This is a genomic window from Halalkalibaculum sp. DA384 (genome assembly GCF_043951955.1).
Taxonomy (GTDB): Bacteria; Bacteroidota; Rhodothermia; order Balneolales; family Balneolaceae; genus JAMQKA01.
Window position 1 is genome coordinate 56687 of the sequence record NZ_JBINJE010000009.1, and the last position, 18334, is coordinate 75020.

11 protein-coding genes are annotated in these 18334 nt (G+C 47.6%); 3 read left to right on the top strand and 8 right to left on the bottom strand.

Annotation, left to right across the window (positions count from 1 at the left end; all coding sequences use genetic code 11):
• Positions 1-224: 224 nt before the first annotated feature.
• On the bottom strand, positions 225-500 hold the full coding sequence (locus ACG2E4_RS07215; protein WP_395276134.1) for a hypothetical protein: 276 nt from the start codon (positions 498-500) through the stop codon (positions 225-227).
• A gap of 138 nt (positions 501-638) precedes the next feature.
• Complete coding sequence (locus tag ACG2E4_RS07220) at positions 639-1235, bottom strand: RNA polymerase sigma factor (protein WP_395259093.1); 597 nt, start codon at positions 1233-1235, stop codon at positions 639-641.
• A 384-nt stretch (positions 1236-1619) separates the two neighbouring features.
• Here ACG2E4_RS07220 and ACG2E4_RS07225 point away from each other — a divergent pair, with 384 nt between their 5' ends.
• Complete coding sequence (locus ACG2E4_RS07225) at positions 1620-2579, top strand: sugar-binding transcriptional regulator (RefSeq protein WP_395276135.1); 960 nt, start codon at positions 1620-1622, stop codon at positions 2577-2579.
• A 273-nt stretch (positions 2580-2852) separates the two neighbouring features.
• Positions 2853-4184, top strand: a complete 1332-nt coding sequence (locus ACG2E4_RS07230) for an IPT/TIG domain-containing protein (RefSeq protein ID WP_395259095.1) — start codon at positions 2853-2855, stop codon at positions 4182-4184.
• Positions 4185-4527: 343 nt separating this feature from the next.
• Here ACG2E4_RS07230 and ACG2E4_RS07235 read toward each other — a convergent pair whose 3' ends face one another.
• From ACG2E4_RS07235 to ACG2E4_RS07245, 3 genes are all read right to left on the bottom strand, one after another.
• Positions 4528-4917 (bottom strand): L-rhamnose mutarotase, encoded by a 390-nt coding sequence (locus ACG2E4_RS07235; protein ID WP_395259096.1) that lies wholly within the window; start codon positions 4915-4917, stop codon positions 4528-4530.
• Positions 4918-5094: 177 nt separating this feature from the next.
• A complete protein-coding gene (gene fucP / locus ACG2E4_RS07240) occupies positions 5095-6384 on the bottom strand; it encodes an L-fucose:H+ symporter permease (RefSeq protein WP_395259097.1) in 1290 nt (429 codons plus the stop codon).
• A 112-nt stretch (positions 6385-6496) separates the two neighbouring features.
• Positions 6497-7807, bottom strand: coding sequence for an L-fuconate dehydratase (locus ACG2E4_RS07245; protein WP_395259098.1), 1311 nt, complete (start codon positions 7805-7807; stop codon positions 6497-6499).
• A gap of 704 nt (positions 7808-8511) precedes the next feature.
• On the opposite strand from ACG2E4_RS07245, the gene ACG2E4_RS07250 reads away from it, so the two are divergent.
• The gene (locus ACG2E4_RS07250) at positions 8512-11010 is read left to right on the top strand and encodes a hypothetical protein (protein ID WP_395259099.1); all 2499 of its coding nucleotides are present in this window, start codon (positions 8512-8514) and stop codon (positions 11008-11010) included.
• 463 nt (positions 11011-11473) lie between these two features.
• Here ACG2E4_RS07250 and ACG2E4_RS07255 read toward each other — a convergent pair whose 3' ends face one another.
• From ACG2E4_RS07255 to ACG2E4_RS07265, 3 genes are all read right to left on the bottom strand, one after another.
• Positions 11474-12934 carry an arylsulfatase gene (locus ACG2E4_RS07255; protein ID WP_395276136.1) on the bottom strand — a complete coding sequence of 487 codons (1461 nt, stop codon included), beginning with the start codon at positions 12932-12934 and terminating at the stop codon, positions 11474-11476.
• A gap of 138 nt (positions 12935-13072) precedes the next feature.
• On the bottom strand, positions 13073-16375 hold the full coding sequence (locus ACG2E4_RS07260) for a VCBS repeat-containing protein (RefSeq protein WP_395276137.1): 3303 nt from the start codon (positions 16373-16375) through the stop codon (positions 13073-13075).
• Between the two features lie 386 nt (positions 16376-16761).
• Entirely contained in the window at positions 16762-18315 is a 1554-nt protein-coding gene (locus tag ACG2E4_RS07265) for a RagB/SusD family nutrient uptake outer membrane protein (RefSeq protein WP_395276138.1), read from the bottom strand.
• Positions 18316-18334 lie beyond the last annotated feature (19 nt).

The window sequence follows — 18334 nt, forward strand, 5'->3', positions numbered from 1 at the left end:
AGGTCAGGCCAGAGGAAAGGACTGTAGATACTAAGGGAATATGGGTTATTCTACCTACAGTTAATCAGTAAGTGCTACTGATGTATTCATTTATAAAGAGCGGGTGCATCTGCAAATCTACTCCTACTTTTTTGAATTATTTGAAAAATGTTCAAAGAGAAAGACTTACGGCATGCGGCGGAAGGGAATCAACCATAACGGGAACTTTTTTCAGTGAGCGGTCGCTACCCGTCGTCAGTCTTGATGAGCTTCAAATTTCCGGTTTTATTAAGTACGTTCATTAACCTTTCGAGTTGTTGCTGTTTGTCGGACTCGCTGCCCCAATCTTTAAACGGCATCGAAACAACTATCTGGGCCCGGGCAACAAGTTTGCGCCGCTCAGGTGACCGCGCAACCCACCGGTTCCATTTAATTGACTGGCGCCGGGGAGCCTTATCTTCGAGCCAGCGTAAAAAGGATTCGTCATTAAGCAGGTCTGCCAATGTATAGTTCTGTTCCAAAACGTTACTCTGATCTAGCTTGACTTTATTTGAAGATAAGCCAAATTAGAAGTTTTTGAAAACAGGTCAGAAAAAACAGTGACAATAAGCTGCCAAAACAGGGAATGCGGAACCGGGCATATCCCCCGGCCTGAAGAACTACCGGTTCACCTGTATGTAATTTTGCATGTTGGATATCGCCTCCGAGACGTGGTTGTACACGCTTTGCTTGTTAACCTCCATCACGTGAGAAATCTCGTCGGTTGTCAATCCCTGGTAAAATTTCAGGTAAATCGACTCTTTCTGCCTTTTGCTCAGTGAGTTGAGCGCCTCTTTCAGCTTCCGTTTCAGCTCCCGTTCCGTTTCAAAGTGTACCATCAGCTCCTCCACGTTAAAGGGTTCTTCGAAGAAGTTTTCGGTATACACCTGGTTTCTCTTTTTCCGGTTCCGGTACCGCTTTAACTTTCGAAGAATGATGCGCCGAAACGATGATATCAGGTACGCCTTTACCGAATGGGGCTGATTGATCCCCTCCCTTTTGTTCCAGAGGGTCAGGAACAGCTCCTGGATACAATCACGCACCAGCTCCCGGCGCGGTATTATATTGTATCCATAGTTGTATAAATTAGAGTAGTACAGGCAAAATAATTTTGAAATAGCCTCTTTGTTTCCCATCTGAAGTTCTGACCAAAGCTTATCCGGATCGATGTCATGCGTATCATCCCATTCCCTGGGTTTTGTAACATTTACTAACATTTAGCAACCCTTCCTGTTTTTGATTGATAATAACTTCGTTGCGATTGCTTACTATCCACCGATTTGTATGGAAATGATCGGCATCCCTTTTTTTTAAATTCGCAAGTCAGTATATTGAACATATGTTCATGACTGAACTATTGTTCTATTAAGTTAACAAAACTGGCTTTAATGTCAACCGGAAATAACGGTTATGAGCGACTTTCATTCAGGCCGTTCGGTAAGCGAAACCGTTGACCTACTTGTGATAATCAATTTAATCGCTCAATTTTAGTCAGGGGTACAGTGACGTACTGAACCGGCAGGTTTCGTCTGGCGGTTCTGAACATACCGGACGCGTACCTGTACCGGAGCATGACACGTTAACCATCAATCTAATTTTCTATGCCCGGCAGCCAAAACTCGATCGATGTACGCCTGCTCAGCAAGGTGAGTTCACTATATTATGATCAGGATTATAACCAGCAGGAGATTGCCAACCGCCTGCATCTATCCCGGCCCAAAGTCTCTCGCTTGTTGAAGCAGGCGCGGGAACAGGGCATTGTTCAGATATCTGTTGTCACTCCCAATGCCAATTTCGTGGAGCTGGAGAATGCCATGGAAAAAAAATACGGCCTTCAGGAAGTCGTCCTGGTAGAATCCGACGAGCAGCTATCCTCACAGGTTATCAAACGACAGATCGGCTCCGCCGCCGCTGAGTACCTGCACCGTACCGTTAAAGAGGGAGATTTAATTGGAGTTACGTGGGGTACCACGCTGCAGGCCATGCTGGATGCGATGCAGCCAAAGTCTATTAACGATCTGCATGTTGTGCAGGCGCTGGGTGGCGTGGGGGCCCCTGAAGCAAAAGCGCACGCCACGGACATATCGCGCCGGCTTTCCCAGGCGCTCAACGCCAAACTGACCCTCCTCCCCGCTCCCGGCATTGTCGGAAGCGTACAGGCAAAAGAGGTGTTGCTGAACGACCGGCAGGTTAAGGGGGCTGTCGACCAGTTCGCTAATATCGATACGCTGTATGTGGGGCTCGGGGCTCTTCACACCAACCCGGTTCTCACGGAAGACACGCACGAGATATCCGAGAAGGTGCGCAGGGAGATCACCAACTCCGATGCGGTTGGCGATATCGCCCTTCGTTTTTTTGATATCAATGGTAAAGAGATTGACACTTCTCTTAAAGACCTGGTTATAGGCGTTTCTCCGGAAGAAATGATGGGGATTGACACCGTAGTGGGCATGGCGGGCGGTCCCGATAAAGTAGAGGTTATAGAGGGCGCCCTTAACGGCAAGAATATCGATGTGCTTATCTCCGACAGCCTCACAGCGAAGCGAATCCTGGAGCAGTAGGCGGGGACTTATTGATTGATTGAGTGAGTGATTGAGTGAGTGAATGAGTTGGGTTTGTGGGCTTGAACAGTTCCTGGGACGGATTCTATGGGTACATCCACTGGACAACCGAATGTGCCCCGGTCACCCAACACTGCTTCCCTGTTTTTAAATGCAGGGTCGGGAATGATCGGCTTCCCAAATAGCTTTTAAATTAACAACGAAGGGCTTTGCAAAACCCTCAATTTCTCGTTCTGCAAAGATCCCTGCCAATTAATACTCAGGGTTGGAACCATGTACCTGCCCAAACCATTCGCCCGTGGCATCATTGCCTTGACAGCTATTTTACCGATGGCATGCGGCGAGACCGGAACCGGTACAGATTCAATCATGGAGGAATCCCGGTTTCAGATCAGCTCGATCACTCCTGTTGAAGGCACTTTTGGTACGGAAGTGACCATTTCCGGTCGTGGATTCAGTGACATCCCCGCCGAAAACGTCATCACTTTCAACGGCCTCTCTGCAGAAGTACTGGCCTCTTCCCCCACCGCGCTCAAAACAACAGTGCCAAAGGGAGCAGGATCCGGTGCTGTAAAGGTACGTGTAGGTAAAAAAACGGCGACGGGCCCCTCTTTTATCTACCTCCCGACCGTTCATGTAAGTACCTATGCGGGATCAGGTTCCCTCGGTTTCAGGGACGGGGAGAGCACCCATGCACGCTTCAACTACCCGGTGGGACTGGAACTGGCCCCGAATGGTGAGCTGATTGTCGTTGACCACTGGAACCACAGCATCCGAATAATCACTCCCGATGGCTATGTGCAGACACTGGCCGGCGACGGTACGGGTGGATTTCGTGACGGCCCGGGATCACGGGCGCGGTTCTTTCGCCCCACCGATGCAGAAGTGACAGGCGAAGGGAACATCTTTATTTCAGATTTTGGCAATCATCGCATCCGGTACCTGGCAAATTCAGGTTCTGTAACAACTTTCTCCGGGACGGTCCCGGGATACCGTGACGGTCCGCCCAATGTGGCGCAGTTTAACTTTCCGGCCGGAATTGCCCTCGCTGAAAATGATACGCTCTATGTAAGCGACTCGGGCAGTAGCCGGATCCGCTGGGTGACGTCGTCGGGTGAGGTAGGAACATACGCTGGTTCAGGAGAACGGGGCTTTGAAAACGGCTATGGACAGATGGCACAGTTTCACTTCCCTTTTGGGATGGATCTCGGGCCGGAACGACGAATATTTGTTGCAGATTACGGGAACAACAGCATCCGGCTTATCAGTTCAAAGCGTGTAGTCAGCACCTTTTCCGGGGATGGAGAACCGGGGTACATGGACGAGGCGGCGCGTGAAGCCCGCTTTAATGCCCCTTATGATGTGGCAGTCGACAAACACAACAGAATCTACGTAGCCGACTTTTACAATCACCGTATCAGGCGCATCTCTCCACAAAGAGAGGTGATCAATATTGCCGGCAACGGCGAACCGGGACTGGTTGACGGGGAGCAATCCAACGCCCGGTTTAACGGTCCCATAGGGTTGGCAATCAACGAAGAAGGAACCGTTCTCTTTGTTGCGGACCATCACAACCACGTAATACGCAAGGTTACTATTCAGTAAAAAACCTGAGTTCTATATAACTTCCAGCTTTACATTGATTCTTAGTTTCCCGGGGCAGGCCTTTAATCTTTCCTTCAGGGGAGGGGTATTTATTCTCTATGTCAGACCTGCACCTCCCGACCCACTTGCAAAAACCACGCGATTGGTCCACCCTCCTCAAAGAGGGACTGTTTTCTTGCCATTTCAAGGAAAACAGGCATTCTGTTTGAAATCATCATCTCGAACTCAGGTTAAAAAAGATTTTTACCCATGGATAAAGCCCCAGATTCCGATGTGCTCTCGGAAACAGATTTTGTAATCCACAATCGTGCACAAGCCCGATCCCTCCAGCCGAAGCCAATCGCTACTTTTCCTGGTCCCCGTGTTCTTTGCGTTGATCTAGTTTGAATATCCGCTCCATGAGCTGCCATTTTTCAGCGGCAGAAGCCTCTTCCGTGGTTTCCTGGAACCGGGCTACATGGGCCTCCCACTCAGCCTGCCGGGGTTTGGCTGCCAGCCTTTGCATCGCTTTGTCATGGTCGAAACCGGGCGCGGTATCCATAATCATAAACAGCCGGTTGCCATGAATATAGATCTCCATGTTCAGGATACCGACCTCCCGCATCCCCTTTTTGATCTCCGGCCACACATTCTCGTGCACCCGCTTGTATTCTTCGATCAGTTCAGGATCATTCTTCAGGGTAAGCGTTTTACAATAGCGTTTAAACTGATAGTCTGATTTTTGGCTATTCATCACTACTCATTTTTTGGGTATTGTACATAACTGAAATGCTCTACAAAGCTTTTTATTGTTAATGGTAATTTGTGCCTTAGCAAAGCAACAGCCAATAGTTTTTCTGCTCAGATCGGCATAATCGGTGTTATATGCATTCTGTCTGGGAAAGCCCGGATCCAGTGTTTGATCACTATACTACAGTTTTGCCGGATCATATTTTTTATTCAGCCATCCGTACAGGGCGATAATGAAAAAACAGATCAGGGGTATCCAGTATGAAATATTAATACTCCCGGTGGCATCCGAAAGGAGTCCTTGCAGCGGTGGCAGTGCAGCCCCGCCGCCGATCGCCATGATCAGTCCCGAACTGCCGATTTTGGTATCTTGCCCAAGTCCCTCTGAAGCCAGCCCGAATATGGTTGGAAACATCAGGGACATAAAGCCCGAGATGGCCACCAGCGCAATGACTCCCAGGTACCCGCTGCCCACTATGACCAAAAACGTAGATAGAACAGCCAGTAAAGCCGACCCGATGAGAAGATTTACCGGTTTGATAAATTTCATCAGGTAGGTGTTGATAAACCGGAAAATCGTAAAGACGACAAGAGCGGCAATGTAATAGTTGGAGGCTGCTGACTCAACCAGGCTCAGCTCCTCCATCACGTACCGTATCGTAAACGACCATACACAGATCTGTGCTCCCACATAAAAAAACTGGGCTAACACTCCCAGAACGTATTGCTTCCTTTTGACAAGTCGCTTGAGGGTGGGCCACAGGTCGATCGTGGTGCTCTCGGTTGAAGCCTTCGGCATTTTGGTAAAGGCGATCACAAGCCAGATTCCCAGCAGTATCAATCCCAGGGTGACGTAAGGACCCATAACAGCATCCAGTTCAGCCTGCTGGATCTGCTGCAGCTTTTCTGCGGACATGGCCGCCCTCTCCTCTGCACTGGCCACATCCAGGTTCGAAAGGATATAGAACTTGCTGATAACAACACCTGAAATCGACCCGATCGGGTTGAAGGACTGCGCCAGGTTTAACCGGCGGGTTCCGGTCTTTCGATCTCCCATCGCGATGATATAGGGATTACAGGCCGTTTCCAGGATTGAAAGTCCGCCCGCAAGAATAAAAAGCGATCCCAAAAAGAACCCGTAGTCCATCGCAATACTGGAGGGGTAAAACAGGAGGGCCCCGGCCACGTACATCCCCAGCCCCAGCAAGACACCTGATTTATAGGTGAATCGTTTAATAAACACTGCAGCGGGCAGAGCCAGGCAAAAATAGGAGCCGTAAAAAGCCATCTGGATCCAGGAGGTCTGGAAATCACTCATGCTCATGATCCGCTTGAAGGCGGCCAGCAGGGTATCGGTCAGGTTATTGGCCAACCCCCACATAAAAAAGAGGCTTGTTATAAGTATGAATGGCACCAAGGGGGCCCTCAGCCCCTTGCCTTGCTTTGTAAATACCTCTTTAATTTCTGTCATAGAAATCGGTTTTATCAATATTGCTATTGCTGTTCATTATTCAGACCCGGATCAATGTTCAGAGGGCTTTGTAAAACTGTTTTATTTGCCCAATTCCGGCATTTTCTCTCATCTACTCTGTTGAAATCTCCTGCCAGATTTTACCCTGTGGATAGGCATACTCGCGCAAGCTATTTTTCTTCATTTCGATACTGTATCCAGGTCGTTCCGGGGGCATATAATGAGCGTTTTTGATGATTACCGGATCCAAAAAGTGCTCATGCAGGTGATCCACGTATTCGGTCACCCTGTTTTCCATGCTTCCGCTGATGGCGATATAATCGATCATGGAGAGGTGCTGCACATATTCGCACAGCCCCACCCCGCCAGCATGGGGACACACCGGGACTTCATTCTTGGCAGCCATCAGCATAATCGCCAGGTTCTCATTGACCCCGCCCACCCGGCAGCTGTCGATCTGGCAAATATCCAGGGCCCCGGCCTCGAAAAATTGTTTGAACATCACCCGGTTCTGGCAGTGCTCACCTGTAGCTATGTTGATCGGCTCAATAGCCTTGCCGATCTCGGCATGACCCAGGATGTCGTCCGGGCTGGTCGGCTCTTCGATCCACCAGGGATTAAACCGGGCCAGCTTTCGCATATTGGCAATCGCCTCATCCACATCCCAGGTTTGATTTGCATCCATCATCAGCACCCGGTCGTATCCGATCTCCTCGCGGATAATGGCGGCCCGACGCATATCGTCCTCCAGATCGGCTCCCACCTTCATCTTAAGATGGGTCCATCCCTCCTGCACCGCCTGGCGGCATAAATTTCGAATTTTGTCGTCGGAATATCCCAGCCAGCCGGCCGAGGTGGTATATGCCGGGTATCCCTGCTGTTGCAGTGTTTCGATGCGCTGCTGTTTGGTGGGTTCCAGCTTTTTGAGCAGCCCCACCGCTTCTTCCGGAGTTATCGAATCGGTGATATAGCTAAAGTCAACGCACCGAACCAGCTCTTCGGGAGTCATATCGGCCAAGAGTCGCCAGAGCGGCTTTTCTTCCACTTTGGCATACAGATCCCACAGCGCATTGACGACCGCCGCTGTCGCAAGATGCACCACCCCTTTTTCCGGGCCCAGCCAGCGCAATTTGCTGTCCCCGTTTAATTTCTTCCAGTATCCGCCAAAATCACCTGTAATGTTACCCAGTGGTTCGCCCACCACTTTTTCAGCAATTAATTCAATCGCCGCCCCACAAAGGTCATTCCCTTTCCCAATCGTAAAGGTAAGCCCATGCCCTTCCAGTCCATCCCTATCGGTTTTAAAAATGAGGTAAGCCGCCGAATAATCGGGGGCTGTATTCATGGCATCCGAGCCGTGCAGTTCACGGCTGGTGGGAAAACGGATATCGTGTACGCTGAAATCGGTGATTGTAATAGGCATAAATTATTTTCCTTTAATAAAGCTGATTAAATCAAATACTTGTCAGCATCTTTGTTGTTAACAGTATCTTTTGTAGCGTTCACAAAGTAAAATTCAATTATCTAATAATAAATTTACTCTTTACCCCTCTTCTGCAGACAGGGAAAACTACTTTTTTGCAATATTTGTTTCACTCAGAATCTCTCACACTTTACATTTATAACATTTTAGTGCAGTCTTTCCAGTCATCTTCTTACCAATGGCAATACATTCTTAGCGACACTTCATTGTCTTTTTTCAAATGTCATGCTGTATCAAAAGATCTCAAATTGATCTTTTCCCACTGTTCTACTTACAGGATATTTATTAAAAGTATCTCGAACTACTAACTACTATTTTTTCAACGGATGATCGTACTTTTTTTGCTTTTGCTGGTTTAGTAGTCCAGATATTATTACTCTCATATTTTAAAATTCATATAGTTAAATAACATGGCGATGGATGATAAAAATAAACTAGACCGCAGGGAATTTTTAAAGCGGTCATCAAGCTCACTCCTGTTTCTTTCTTTACCGTCAATTTCAATCATAGGATCTCAGAACCAAAAAGGAAAGTCTCCTGTTTCCCAAACCAATCAACCTGCAAAACTTTGGTACGATGCCTCTGATTGGGAAAGTCTGAATCCAGGATATTGGCAGGCACAGGAACAAACACTTCGGCGAAAATTGAAAAACGTGGGAGACCGTGCCCGCAACACCGGATTTCCTTTTCATTATGAAACGCACCGGTTACAGTCCGGTCCCGATTCTCCGGAGGGTATTATGGATGTTGACTACGATCCCTCCCTGCCACTGGGCATCATGTGGAACCGGAAATGGAAATTGAAAGAGAATTACGCGATTACCCTGAGTGGTACGATCATGGCTCTGGCTCACGATCCGTTGCCAGATGACAACCCCGAGTGGCGCATGTATAAAAAGGGGAACGGTGTTATCGGTATTGCCATCGGCGGAAAGACCCAATTTGACAGCTTCCATCCTCATGAAAATGCTCCCTGGATGGCGGTGTTGGATGATGCCTCAAATTTTGGCATAAAACGACACACCCAATGGGAGCTGGAAGAAGTCGGTGGCCAAACTAATACTGAAATGGCCTCACTCGCCAAGGGAGACACCTTTACCATACGAATAGAAGTTCGTCCAGAAAATAAGGAGCAATCACGGGTATCTGCCTCCATTACTATCAATGACGGGGATCAACAAACAATTACAGCAGTTACGGATGATCCTGAAATGATAACAAATGGGTATTTTGGTATTGCTTGCAGGGGCCTGCTGGATGTTGAAATTAGGGAACTGAGCCTGACTCCCTTAAACAATACAAAACTGAATGCTCCCCTCAATGAGTGCCACTCCTGCTACGTGTTGGGCGATACCTTGCAACAGGATACCGATGGCAACTGGCAAGCGCGTTTTATGGGCCTCTTCAGAAATAACGGCCAACAGGCTTCCATTAAAATTAGTGACTCTCCCAACCCCAGCGGTGGATGGGAGCAGGTAGAAACAGCTGGAAACGGTCAAATAGTAAATAATGACTTTCGACTCAACACAGCTGTCATTGATGCCAAACTTCCCTTTAGTCCTGCTGAAAAAACGATGTATTACACCGTGTGGAAAGATGGGAAAAATGTGACCGGGGATCCCCGTATCGGCACGGATTCCTGTGGACCGGGTACCGGTTTAGTTGGGGATGTGCCATCTAATGGCAACTATGTAGGTCGACTTCCACAGCTTAAAGCCCCTTATAAACTTTGTGGATTAAGCTGCCACGCTATTCACCAAAATCACACAACCCTGCCGCAAAGTGAGTCCGGGGAAGGCTTTTTTGTGCACGACCAACCTCGCTACGGCTCTTTCGAGCATCTGGATGAATATGATTTTCAAATAATGCTTTGGGAGGATGATATCTGGTATATGGAGCTGCTGCTATACCCACCCAGCACACCCGATGCCTACAAGATCGTTACGACTACTATATGTGGGCCAACCAGCCGCTGGCAGATGATGCGTCACTGGAATGTCCTAAACCCGGGCGATCACGATCACGGTATGGATGATGTAAAGGGACCTGAACAGATCGCCCTCCGTAATATGAAAAACCTGGGGCAGGATCCTGAATACATGATTCGCAACTTCCAGATTGTAAGTCACCTGATGACGGGGAAAGAGGATCCAAGTGGAACGGACAACCCCAAAAGATGGCGAAAATGGAAGATGCCCAACCAGGATTTCACCCTCATGATTATGGATTCCCGGTTATGGCGTACTTCCCAGGATACCAACATATGGGACGATGAAGGCTGGGGACATAAGGAAAGTATCTACAAGCGTACCGACCCAACCCGGGCCCTGCTGGGCGAAGAGCAATTTGCATGGCTACAGGAAAACATTCGTACTGATTCATCCAACATTATCTGCCTAACCGGCATTAACGGGTTACATACCATCTGGGCTGGGATTCCCTATGGTCAACCTAAACCATGGCCGGAGTTTGGTCAACGCGACCGCGTGGCCGCCGACTATGCAGGATGGGTGACCGCAGGCGCCGATCGTGTAATTGAATTACTGGGAAGTAGAAGTGGCGTTGTCAGTGTCTATGGTGATGTACACGCGGGGAGCATCATCAAAAACAGTACGTACAATTTGTATGAGTGCTCCTTTGGTCCGATTGGGAGACATGGCGGGCGATTACTAACGGAGGACTGGGGGCCTGAAATGGAGGATTACGATGGACGTAAACTTGAGGCCATCGCCCTCTATCACCAGGATTATGACAACCCCAAACTGGAGAAGAAAGAAGGTCCGGTATACTGGAATTTCCTGGAAATGAGTTTTGATCCGACGAAGAAGGACCCAGAAATTAGTTTTAATATCAGGAATATCGCGGATCGTCCGGACGAAATTCCCCGGGGAGGAGGCTACGTTAAGACTACAGCCCGTACAACGGGCAAGGCTCCCAACAGTCATCTTCCGGCTATTAGCACGCTGGCTAATGCCGACGTTCGCTTTATGAGGCTGGATGGAATTCCCATCAGGGCTTGCCGCAGCTTTGAAGATGGCACGCTACCCAATATTGGACTGCCGGATGTCGTACCCGGAACTCGTATCCTGATGGTTGCAGAAGATGATAAACAGAGCAGGTCAGAAATTATACGAACTGTTTGATGCAATTAAATCCATATAATTCTGATAAGTTTTAATCTTCACTGACCTCATCTTGTGCCATTGTACCACGGCGGCGACACTGTAGATACACTTCGTCTTTACGACTTTTCTCTCATTTCATCTTATTTATAAACGTGAGCATGATTTAAGAATTCAGCAGAATATATCTTCACTTGTCAATAAAAACTTTGTGTTGTTGTTCATTTTTTGAACGACGAAAAAATGAACCAAAAACATCGCCGGCGGGTGAAATTTTTATTGCGTTCCTTGTGCCTTCGCTAAAACCATTTAACTCGATCCGCTGAGAAGCACGGATCTCAGATATAAATGGTTTCTTAACGCTTAGGCTCCAGTCACTCGGCCAACAAAAATTTCAAAGGCCGGAAAGAATAATTGCAACGAAATAATTGAGTATCCTTATCCTCAATTAACGGTATCTTGAAAATCGGTATTTGATCATTATTCAAAGGTCCATCCAGTCGAGCTCGGCCCACCGTTCCGGGCCGTCATTTTCCTGTGGAATGCCGGGTGTACTACGACCTTCCCGGATGTACTTTTCCAGGAGTGCTTTCAGTTCTTTAACTTTTTCAGGATAAATATGAATTAAATTTTTGGTTTCTGCCGGATCCTGCTCCAGGTTATATAACTGAAATGGAGGCAGTCCTCTTAACTGTTCTTCTGTATTGGGATAGCTCCACCCGCCGGAACCCGGCCATAGAATTAGCTTCCAGTCTCCTTTTCTGATGGCAAAACGCCCTTCAACAGAATGAAATACGGTAGCTTCCCGGAGCGGTTTATTAAACTGCTGTTGCATCAACACTGGAAGGAAACTATAGCTGTCCTCTCCCTCATCTTCCGCCAGGTCTTCTCCCATAATGTCGGCCATCGTGGCCATCAGATCTACCGTACTTATCGTCTCATTGCTGACAGATCCATTCGTTATTTTGCCCGGCCAGCTTACGATGAAAGGAACCCGATGTCCTCCTTCATAAATATCGGCCTTGTGTCCACGGTAAATATAACTTGGATCGTGTCCGGCTCTTGCAAGCTCCTCGAAATCTGCCCGGGGTGATGCCCCGTTATCGCTGGTAAAGATAATCAAGGTCTCCTTGAGCATCCCTTGCTCCTCCAATTGGTTCACAATTTCTCCGACGACGAGATCCACCTGCATTACGAAATCCCCGTATAGGTTGGCATTACTTCTCCCGATAAATTCCGATGTGGGAAGTATGGGGGTATGGGGAGCGGGAAGCGCATAGTACAGGAAGAAAGGCTTATCACCCTCTTCCTGCCTGGAAATAAATTCCAACGACTTATCCGTCATGTGCGGCAACACCTTTGTATGGGTAAAATCCGGAGCCGTTAGTCCTTTCCGCCAAAAGCCCTTTTCATCATAATTGACGGTCTTTTTTGTTGGGATTGATGTGGGCCTGCCGTTCTCAACATAGACATAGGGAGGCATATCGAGTGAACCGGAGATCCCATAAGAATAATCAAAGCCGTGTTCAGAAGGGCCGTTTTGTATGGGTTGGCTAAAGTCGACTTCGGGCCGGCTATCCAGTGCATCGATATTTTCCGGCTGTCCGGTGCCGGTGAACTCCCAGTTCCATCCAAGATGCCACTTCCCTACAAAAGCAGTCTGGTAATTGCGCTGTTTGAGCAGCTCGGGAAGAGTTAGCCGCTCTTGCTCGATAAGCGACTTTGAATACCCGCTGAGCACAAACTTTTTTAGTCTTGATCGCCAGTTATACCGCCCCGTCAACAGGCCGTACCGGGTAGGCGTACAGACCGCAGACGTGGTGTGCGCATCGGTGAATTTCATTCCATCTTCTGCCAGTTCATCAATATTCGGTGTTTGAAAAGCTGCTTGATCATTGTAGGATAAAATATCTCCATACCCGAGATCATCTGCTAGAATAACCACAATATTCGGCCGCTGTTGGCCTGGTCCCTGGGCGAAGAGCGAATTAAATGAAAGTAATAATGCTATTAGCAGTAATAGTCTTTTAGAAACCATTTGTAATCGTTTTAATCGTGTTAAAAAACAATATCCCCGTACACTTTAATTCATCCTAAAGGCCTGTATAATCTCATCATTGTTAACTATCAGCAGAACTTGCTGATTCTTAGTATTTATAATCTCCATTTTGCTAACCTGGTATGGAGCCAGCAGCCCACTTTCGAATGGGGACCGCTCGTTAAAGCCACCGTTTCCATCTCCAATTAATATCAATCCATTGCCGGCATCATTGCGGGCCGTTTCCGGCTCCGTGTAGTAGTTATTACCTGCTATAATAAGATCCAGGTTCCCATCCTTATTGATATCCGTTGATATAATATCATTGACTGATGAAATTTGTGCTGAATTTGGAAGTTCAGATACCGTAAATCCATCTTCTCCCCTGTTTTCAATATAAACACTCGCAAACGTATCTACCTGCAGGTGCAGTGCATCCTTCATGAGTTTGCTGCCCAAAATGTCTTCTATAGTCGCCTCGGAGAAAGCTTTAAAGGTCTCAAAATTGTGATTAATGCCGGGGATGTGCTGTCCCAGCTTGGCCTTCCCGTAGTAAGGATAGTGCTCGCCGTCTTGCTGGATGGAAAACAGCAGGTCCATTGTTTGGTTTTTATCGAAATCAGAGGCATAGACCTCAAACTTTTGGTCTTCATTGGTTTGATAGGCGTAATTCAGCCCCAAATTACCCGCTACAAAGTCCAGGTCACCATCATTGTCAAAATCTCCCTGTTCAAGGCTGTACCACCAGCCGCGGTTGGAAGTCATTCCCATCTCTTCAGTGACTTCAGAAAACGACCCATCGACATTTTTATAAAATTGAACCGGCAGCCATTCGCCCGTCGTTACCAGGTCTACCTGGCCATCGCCGTTGTAATCACTCCACGCGGCATCAGTAATCATTCCCGGTTTTGTCAATTCAGGGGCTACCTGTGAAGTCACATCGGTGAATGTGCCATTATCGTTTCGCAACAGGTAGCTTCGGGGTGGGATGGGATACTGGCGCGGGACCATTCGACCGCCAACGAACAGATCAAGATCACCATCACCGTCAAAATCGGCGGGTCTAACGCAGCAACTGCTTGTCAACATCCGGGGAAGTGCTTTATCATTTTTCACGAAACTGCCGTTACCGGTATTGAGGTAGAGTCGATCCTGAAGCATGCTCGAAGCAGGTGAAAACTCATAGCCCCCGCTTGCCACGTACAGGTCGGGGGCACCGTCACCGTTAGCATCAAAGAATGTGGCCCCGACATCCTCAAAATCCCTGTCTTTAACCCAAGGGGCATTCAGTTTATATCTCTCAAACGTACCACCTTCAGTCTGTATGAAAAGGGTTCCGGACTGACCAGCTGCACCACCAACAAATAGGTCTGCCCGTCCATCGTTGTTGACATCAGCAGTTGCGGCCGGCGGACCTGGTTTCGACAACTGATATGGCAGAAGGCCTTGGATATTGTAGTCATTATAGGTGTTCTCCCGGTGGTTATATTCCAGCCCGGTCCGACCGGTAATATTTGTCATCATTTTATCTGTTGAACCAAAATTTGACGGTCGTTCTTTTTTGCCGTCTGCCTCTGCATCTTCATAGTTAAGAGTAATCTGCCGGTTGGCTTCAACATCCGTTAGCAACTGCCGGCGCCCGTCGGGCCATATCACCTGGAGTGAATCAACCTGCTTTTGATCTTTTAAGCCAAAATGAATGCGGCTGTCCATCGACGACTGGTATCCTCTATAGGGTGATACATACTTATACTGCTGAGCACTCCCGTTGTTAAGGATTATTTTGGCTCCAATTCCGTCAATATTTAAGGGACTTCCGATAAGCTCAATCGACAGGTAGTTATGATTCCTCAGTGTATCCGAATTATTCCGGTATATGGTCACCGGTTCATTTATATTGTTGACGATGATATCCAGGTCCCCGTCGTTATCCAGGTCGGATTGTGAGGCGCCGTAAGAAAAGCCTGGTTCACCGAAACCCCACCCTGATGTTTGGTCAGAAAATGTAAGATCGCCTTCGTTCCTGAAGATGTGGTTTGGCACTTTTATCTCCTTGAGGTCTTCCAATAGTTCAAGCTTTTCCTGCTGGCGGTATTCCCCCGTCCCAAATTGCTGGCGTTGATTTATTTCAGTCAGGTAGTCGTAATTATTAATCGCCTTTGGGAATCCATTGGTGATTAACAGGTCTTTATAGCCATCATTGTCATAATCGCCAAACAAGGTACTCCAGCTCCAGTCGGTGTAGGCCACCCCGGCCAGACGGGCGATGTCACTGAAAATAACCTCTCCCTCCATATTTACACCATTACTCAACTGCAGGGTATTCATCGAGTATTGATAGGTCAATCCCATTTCAATCATCTCCTGGTGACGGCTATAGCTGATACCGCCACTCATCTGCTTGCGCTCTTCCAGCGCTTTGGGCATCATGTCTACCTGGGAGATATCGGGCCAGCCATCATTATTAAAATCAGCGATATCGATGCCCATGCCCGCAAAACTGGTATGCTTCAGGTATTCATCAATTTTATCGGAAAACGTCCCATCCCCGTTGTTGATATACAGCACGTCATCCGGTAATATGTCGTTGGAGATGTAGATGTCCGGCCAGCCATCGCGATTGATATCGGATACTGCCACCCCGAGACCAAAGCCTACTTCTCTCGATAAACCTGCCTGCTCAGTCACCCGGGTAAAAGAACCATTCCCGTCATTTCTATACAGTTCATCAAAACTTTGATAGGCTTGACCATAAAGCATTTCCGGTCTGCGTGTATCCTGGTTTCGAGAAAAGGAGCCCGGGGAATGATTTAGCAGGTAAACATCAAGATCACCGTCGCGATCATAATCCAGGAATGCCGACTGTGTGGTAAATCCTTTGTAATCTAGATTATAATCTGCTGCGGATTCGGTAAATGTGGAGTCGCCATTGTTTATAAACAGCAGGTTCGCCCGTTCGTCCGGCTCAATGTATTCGGGAGAAACCATCGACACGTAAATATCCAGGTTCCCGTCGGCATTGATATCTACCATTGCAATCCCGGAGGCCCACCCACGGGTTTGTACCCCGGCCGACTCTGTAATATCCTCGAATTGCAAATTGCCTTTATTCAGGTATAAGCGGCTCGAGACCATATTACCGGTTAAGTAGAGATCCGGCAGCCCGTCGTTATTTATATCTCCGATAGCGACCCCGCCCCCGTTAAACATGAAGGGATAGTTTTGGATATTCAGCGAGTCGAATGAAGTGACGGTATTGGTAAAATGAACGCCTGTTTCCCGAGGCTCCAGCGATTCAAAAAGCGTAGGTTCTTCTTTTCCACTACAGGCAGAAATTATCAAGACCAAAAACAGGAATAGTAATGTATGTTGATACCCATCTGCCAAATCGGAATAATCCTTAATTCTTAATATTTCACAGTTTATTTCTCGCTGTATTGACTATACAACTTTGCACCATAGAGATCAAAAATCTAATTTTTTATTTATCAATTACACCAAGTTTTAGACAAATTTTATAAGTATCTACAAATAGTCTTGTGATTATGAACAAAGAAAGGACATTTTTCAATCTAATTTACCCAACGCCCATTTTGCAATGAGTACATATTAAAGAATGACCATACAAGAGCACTTCTGGGTTCCACTTTCTAAATGAATGGGAATCTCTTGTATGGTCACTAAATTAGCTGGTAAGAGGATCAACGACAGCTGATTCTCTTGTTCCGATATTTTTAGTATCCCGGGTTTTGTACCAGCTTGGGATTGGAGTCCATATCCTGTTGCGGTATGGGCAAATATTCGTGTTTACCTGCCTGGAAGTTCATGCCCGCATTCTCACGCAGCTCGGGATTGTTGGTAAAACGATCTGCCATGACGCCCCAACGCAGCAGGTCCAGTACACGATCGCCTTCCAAGGCCAATTCGAGCACACGCTCATCACGAATTTCCTGGCGCAGCTGTGATTGATTCAGCCCGGATTGGATATCCGGCATATTTACGCGCTGCCTGACTTGGTTAATCGCATCATAAACGGCACTAGAAGGGCCTTTAGCCTCATTTTCAGCCTCAGCATACATAAGCAGGACATCGGCATAGCGAATCATGCGGCGGTTGTTGTCGGAATAAGCCCAGCTGCCCGGTGTTAGCGAACTGGTTCGATCAAAATTCAGATACTTTCTGACAAAAACCTTGTTCAGATTGTCTCCACTAAACGCTTCGTCAAAATTTTCCTGGTACACTTTTGCGTCCGGGTAATTCCATAGCAATGTAGCATAGGCGCGGGGATCGGTTTCACCCGCATTGGTCTGTTCCTCCGTAAAAAGATCGAAAACCCAGTCATTGATGGTAACACTCTGCTGGCTGGTAAATCCGGGAGGTGCGATGTCGGGCTCCCAGGCCTGTCCCCGCATGGGGTTGGGCGTTCCACTCCGCCCCCAGTTTCCATTGGGCGTACTCTGATATTGCAACTCAAATACGGATTCGGCGTTGTTATTCGTTTCTGCCATGAAATTGTCCTGGTAGTTGTCGACCAGTTCATATAACCCGGAATCCATCACCTTTTTGAATTCTACAGCAGCAGAAGACCAATTTTCCTGGTACAAGTATGCTTTGCCAAGCATGGCCGTGGCTGCCCCCCAGGTGGCTCTTCCCACATCACTTTCTGGCCATTCATCGGGCAAACGCGACTGCGCCTCCGTGAAGTCCGATATGATATTATCCCAAACTGCAGAGGGATCTGCTTGTTCTACATTGAGTTCGTCGGCACTGGTAATGGCGGTGGTCAATAATGGGATATTCCGCCACATATTTACCAGGTAGAAATGAGCAAATCCCCTGAGAAAATATGCCTCACCCATGATTTCTGATTTACGAGTCTCATCCATCTCAATATTAGGCACATTCTCCAGTACCTGGTTAGTTCGGGCTACAATCGCATTTAATTCGGACCATCCCTCATTCACACGTGCATCGTTCGGAGTTAGCGTAAACGTCCCGATATCATAGACGTTCGGTTGCGGATTGGTGTCAACAATATCCGACCGGTGAATGGTTAGGATGGCTCCAAGCATTCGGCCCCATCCCTGTATAGTCGTCAATGGACCATACGCACCTACAATGGCCTGTTCTGCATCTTCCCCACTTTGCCAGAACGTATCCGGTGTTAAACGATTGGGATCAGTTACTTTCAGGCTTTCATTGGTGCATGTGTTGACGGACAAGAAGAAAAGGATCAGGCCTGTTCCAACGACAATTCTTTGTATAAAGTTATTCATTCTAAAATCCATAATAGATTCCTGTAATTTC

Excerpts from the sequence above, each read along its gene's own strand:
- ACG2E4_RS07230 (WP_395259095.1), top strand. The coding sequence starts at position 2,853 with ATGTACCTGCCCAAACCATTCGCCCGTGGCATCATTGCCTTGACAGCT.
- ACG2E4_RS07235 (WP_395259096.1), bottom strand. The coding sequence starts at position 4,917 with ATGAATAGCCAAAAATCAGACTATCAGTTTAAACGCTATTGTAAAACG.
- ACG2E4_RS07245 (WP_395259098.1), bottom strand. The coding sequence starts at position 7,807 with ATGCCTATTACAATCACCGATTTCAGCGTACACGATATCCGTTTTCCC.
- ACG2E4_RS07265 (WP_395276138.1), bottom strand. The coding sequence starts at position 18,315 with ATGGATTTTAGAATGAATAACTTTATACAAAGAATTGTCGTTGGAACA.
- fucP (WP_395259097.1), bottom strand. The coding sequence starts at position 6,384 with ATGACAGAAATTAAAGAGGTATTTACAAAGCAAGGCAAGGGGCTGAGG.
- ACG2E4_RS07225 (WP_395276135.1), top strand. The coding sequence starts at position 1,620 with ATGCCCGGCAGCCAAAACTCGATCGATGTACGCCTGCTCAGCAAGGTG.
- ACG2E4_RS07220 (WP_395259093.1), bottom strand. The coding sequence starts at position 1,235 with ATGTTAGTAAATGTTACAAAACCCAGGGAATGGGATGATACGCATGAC.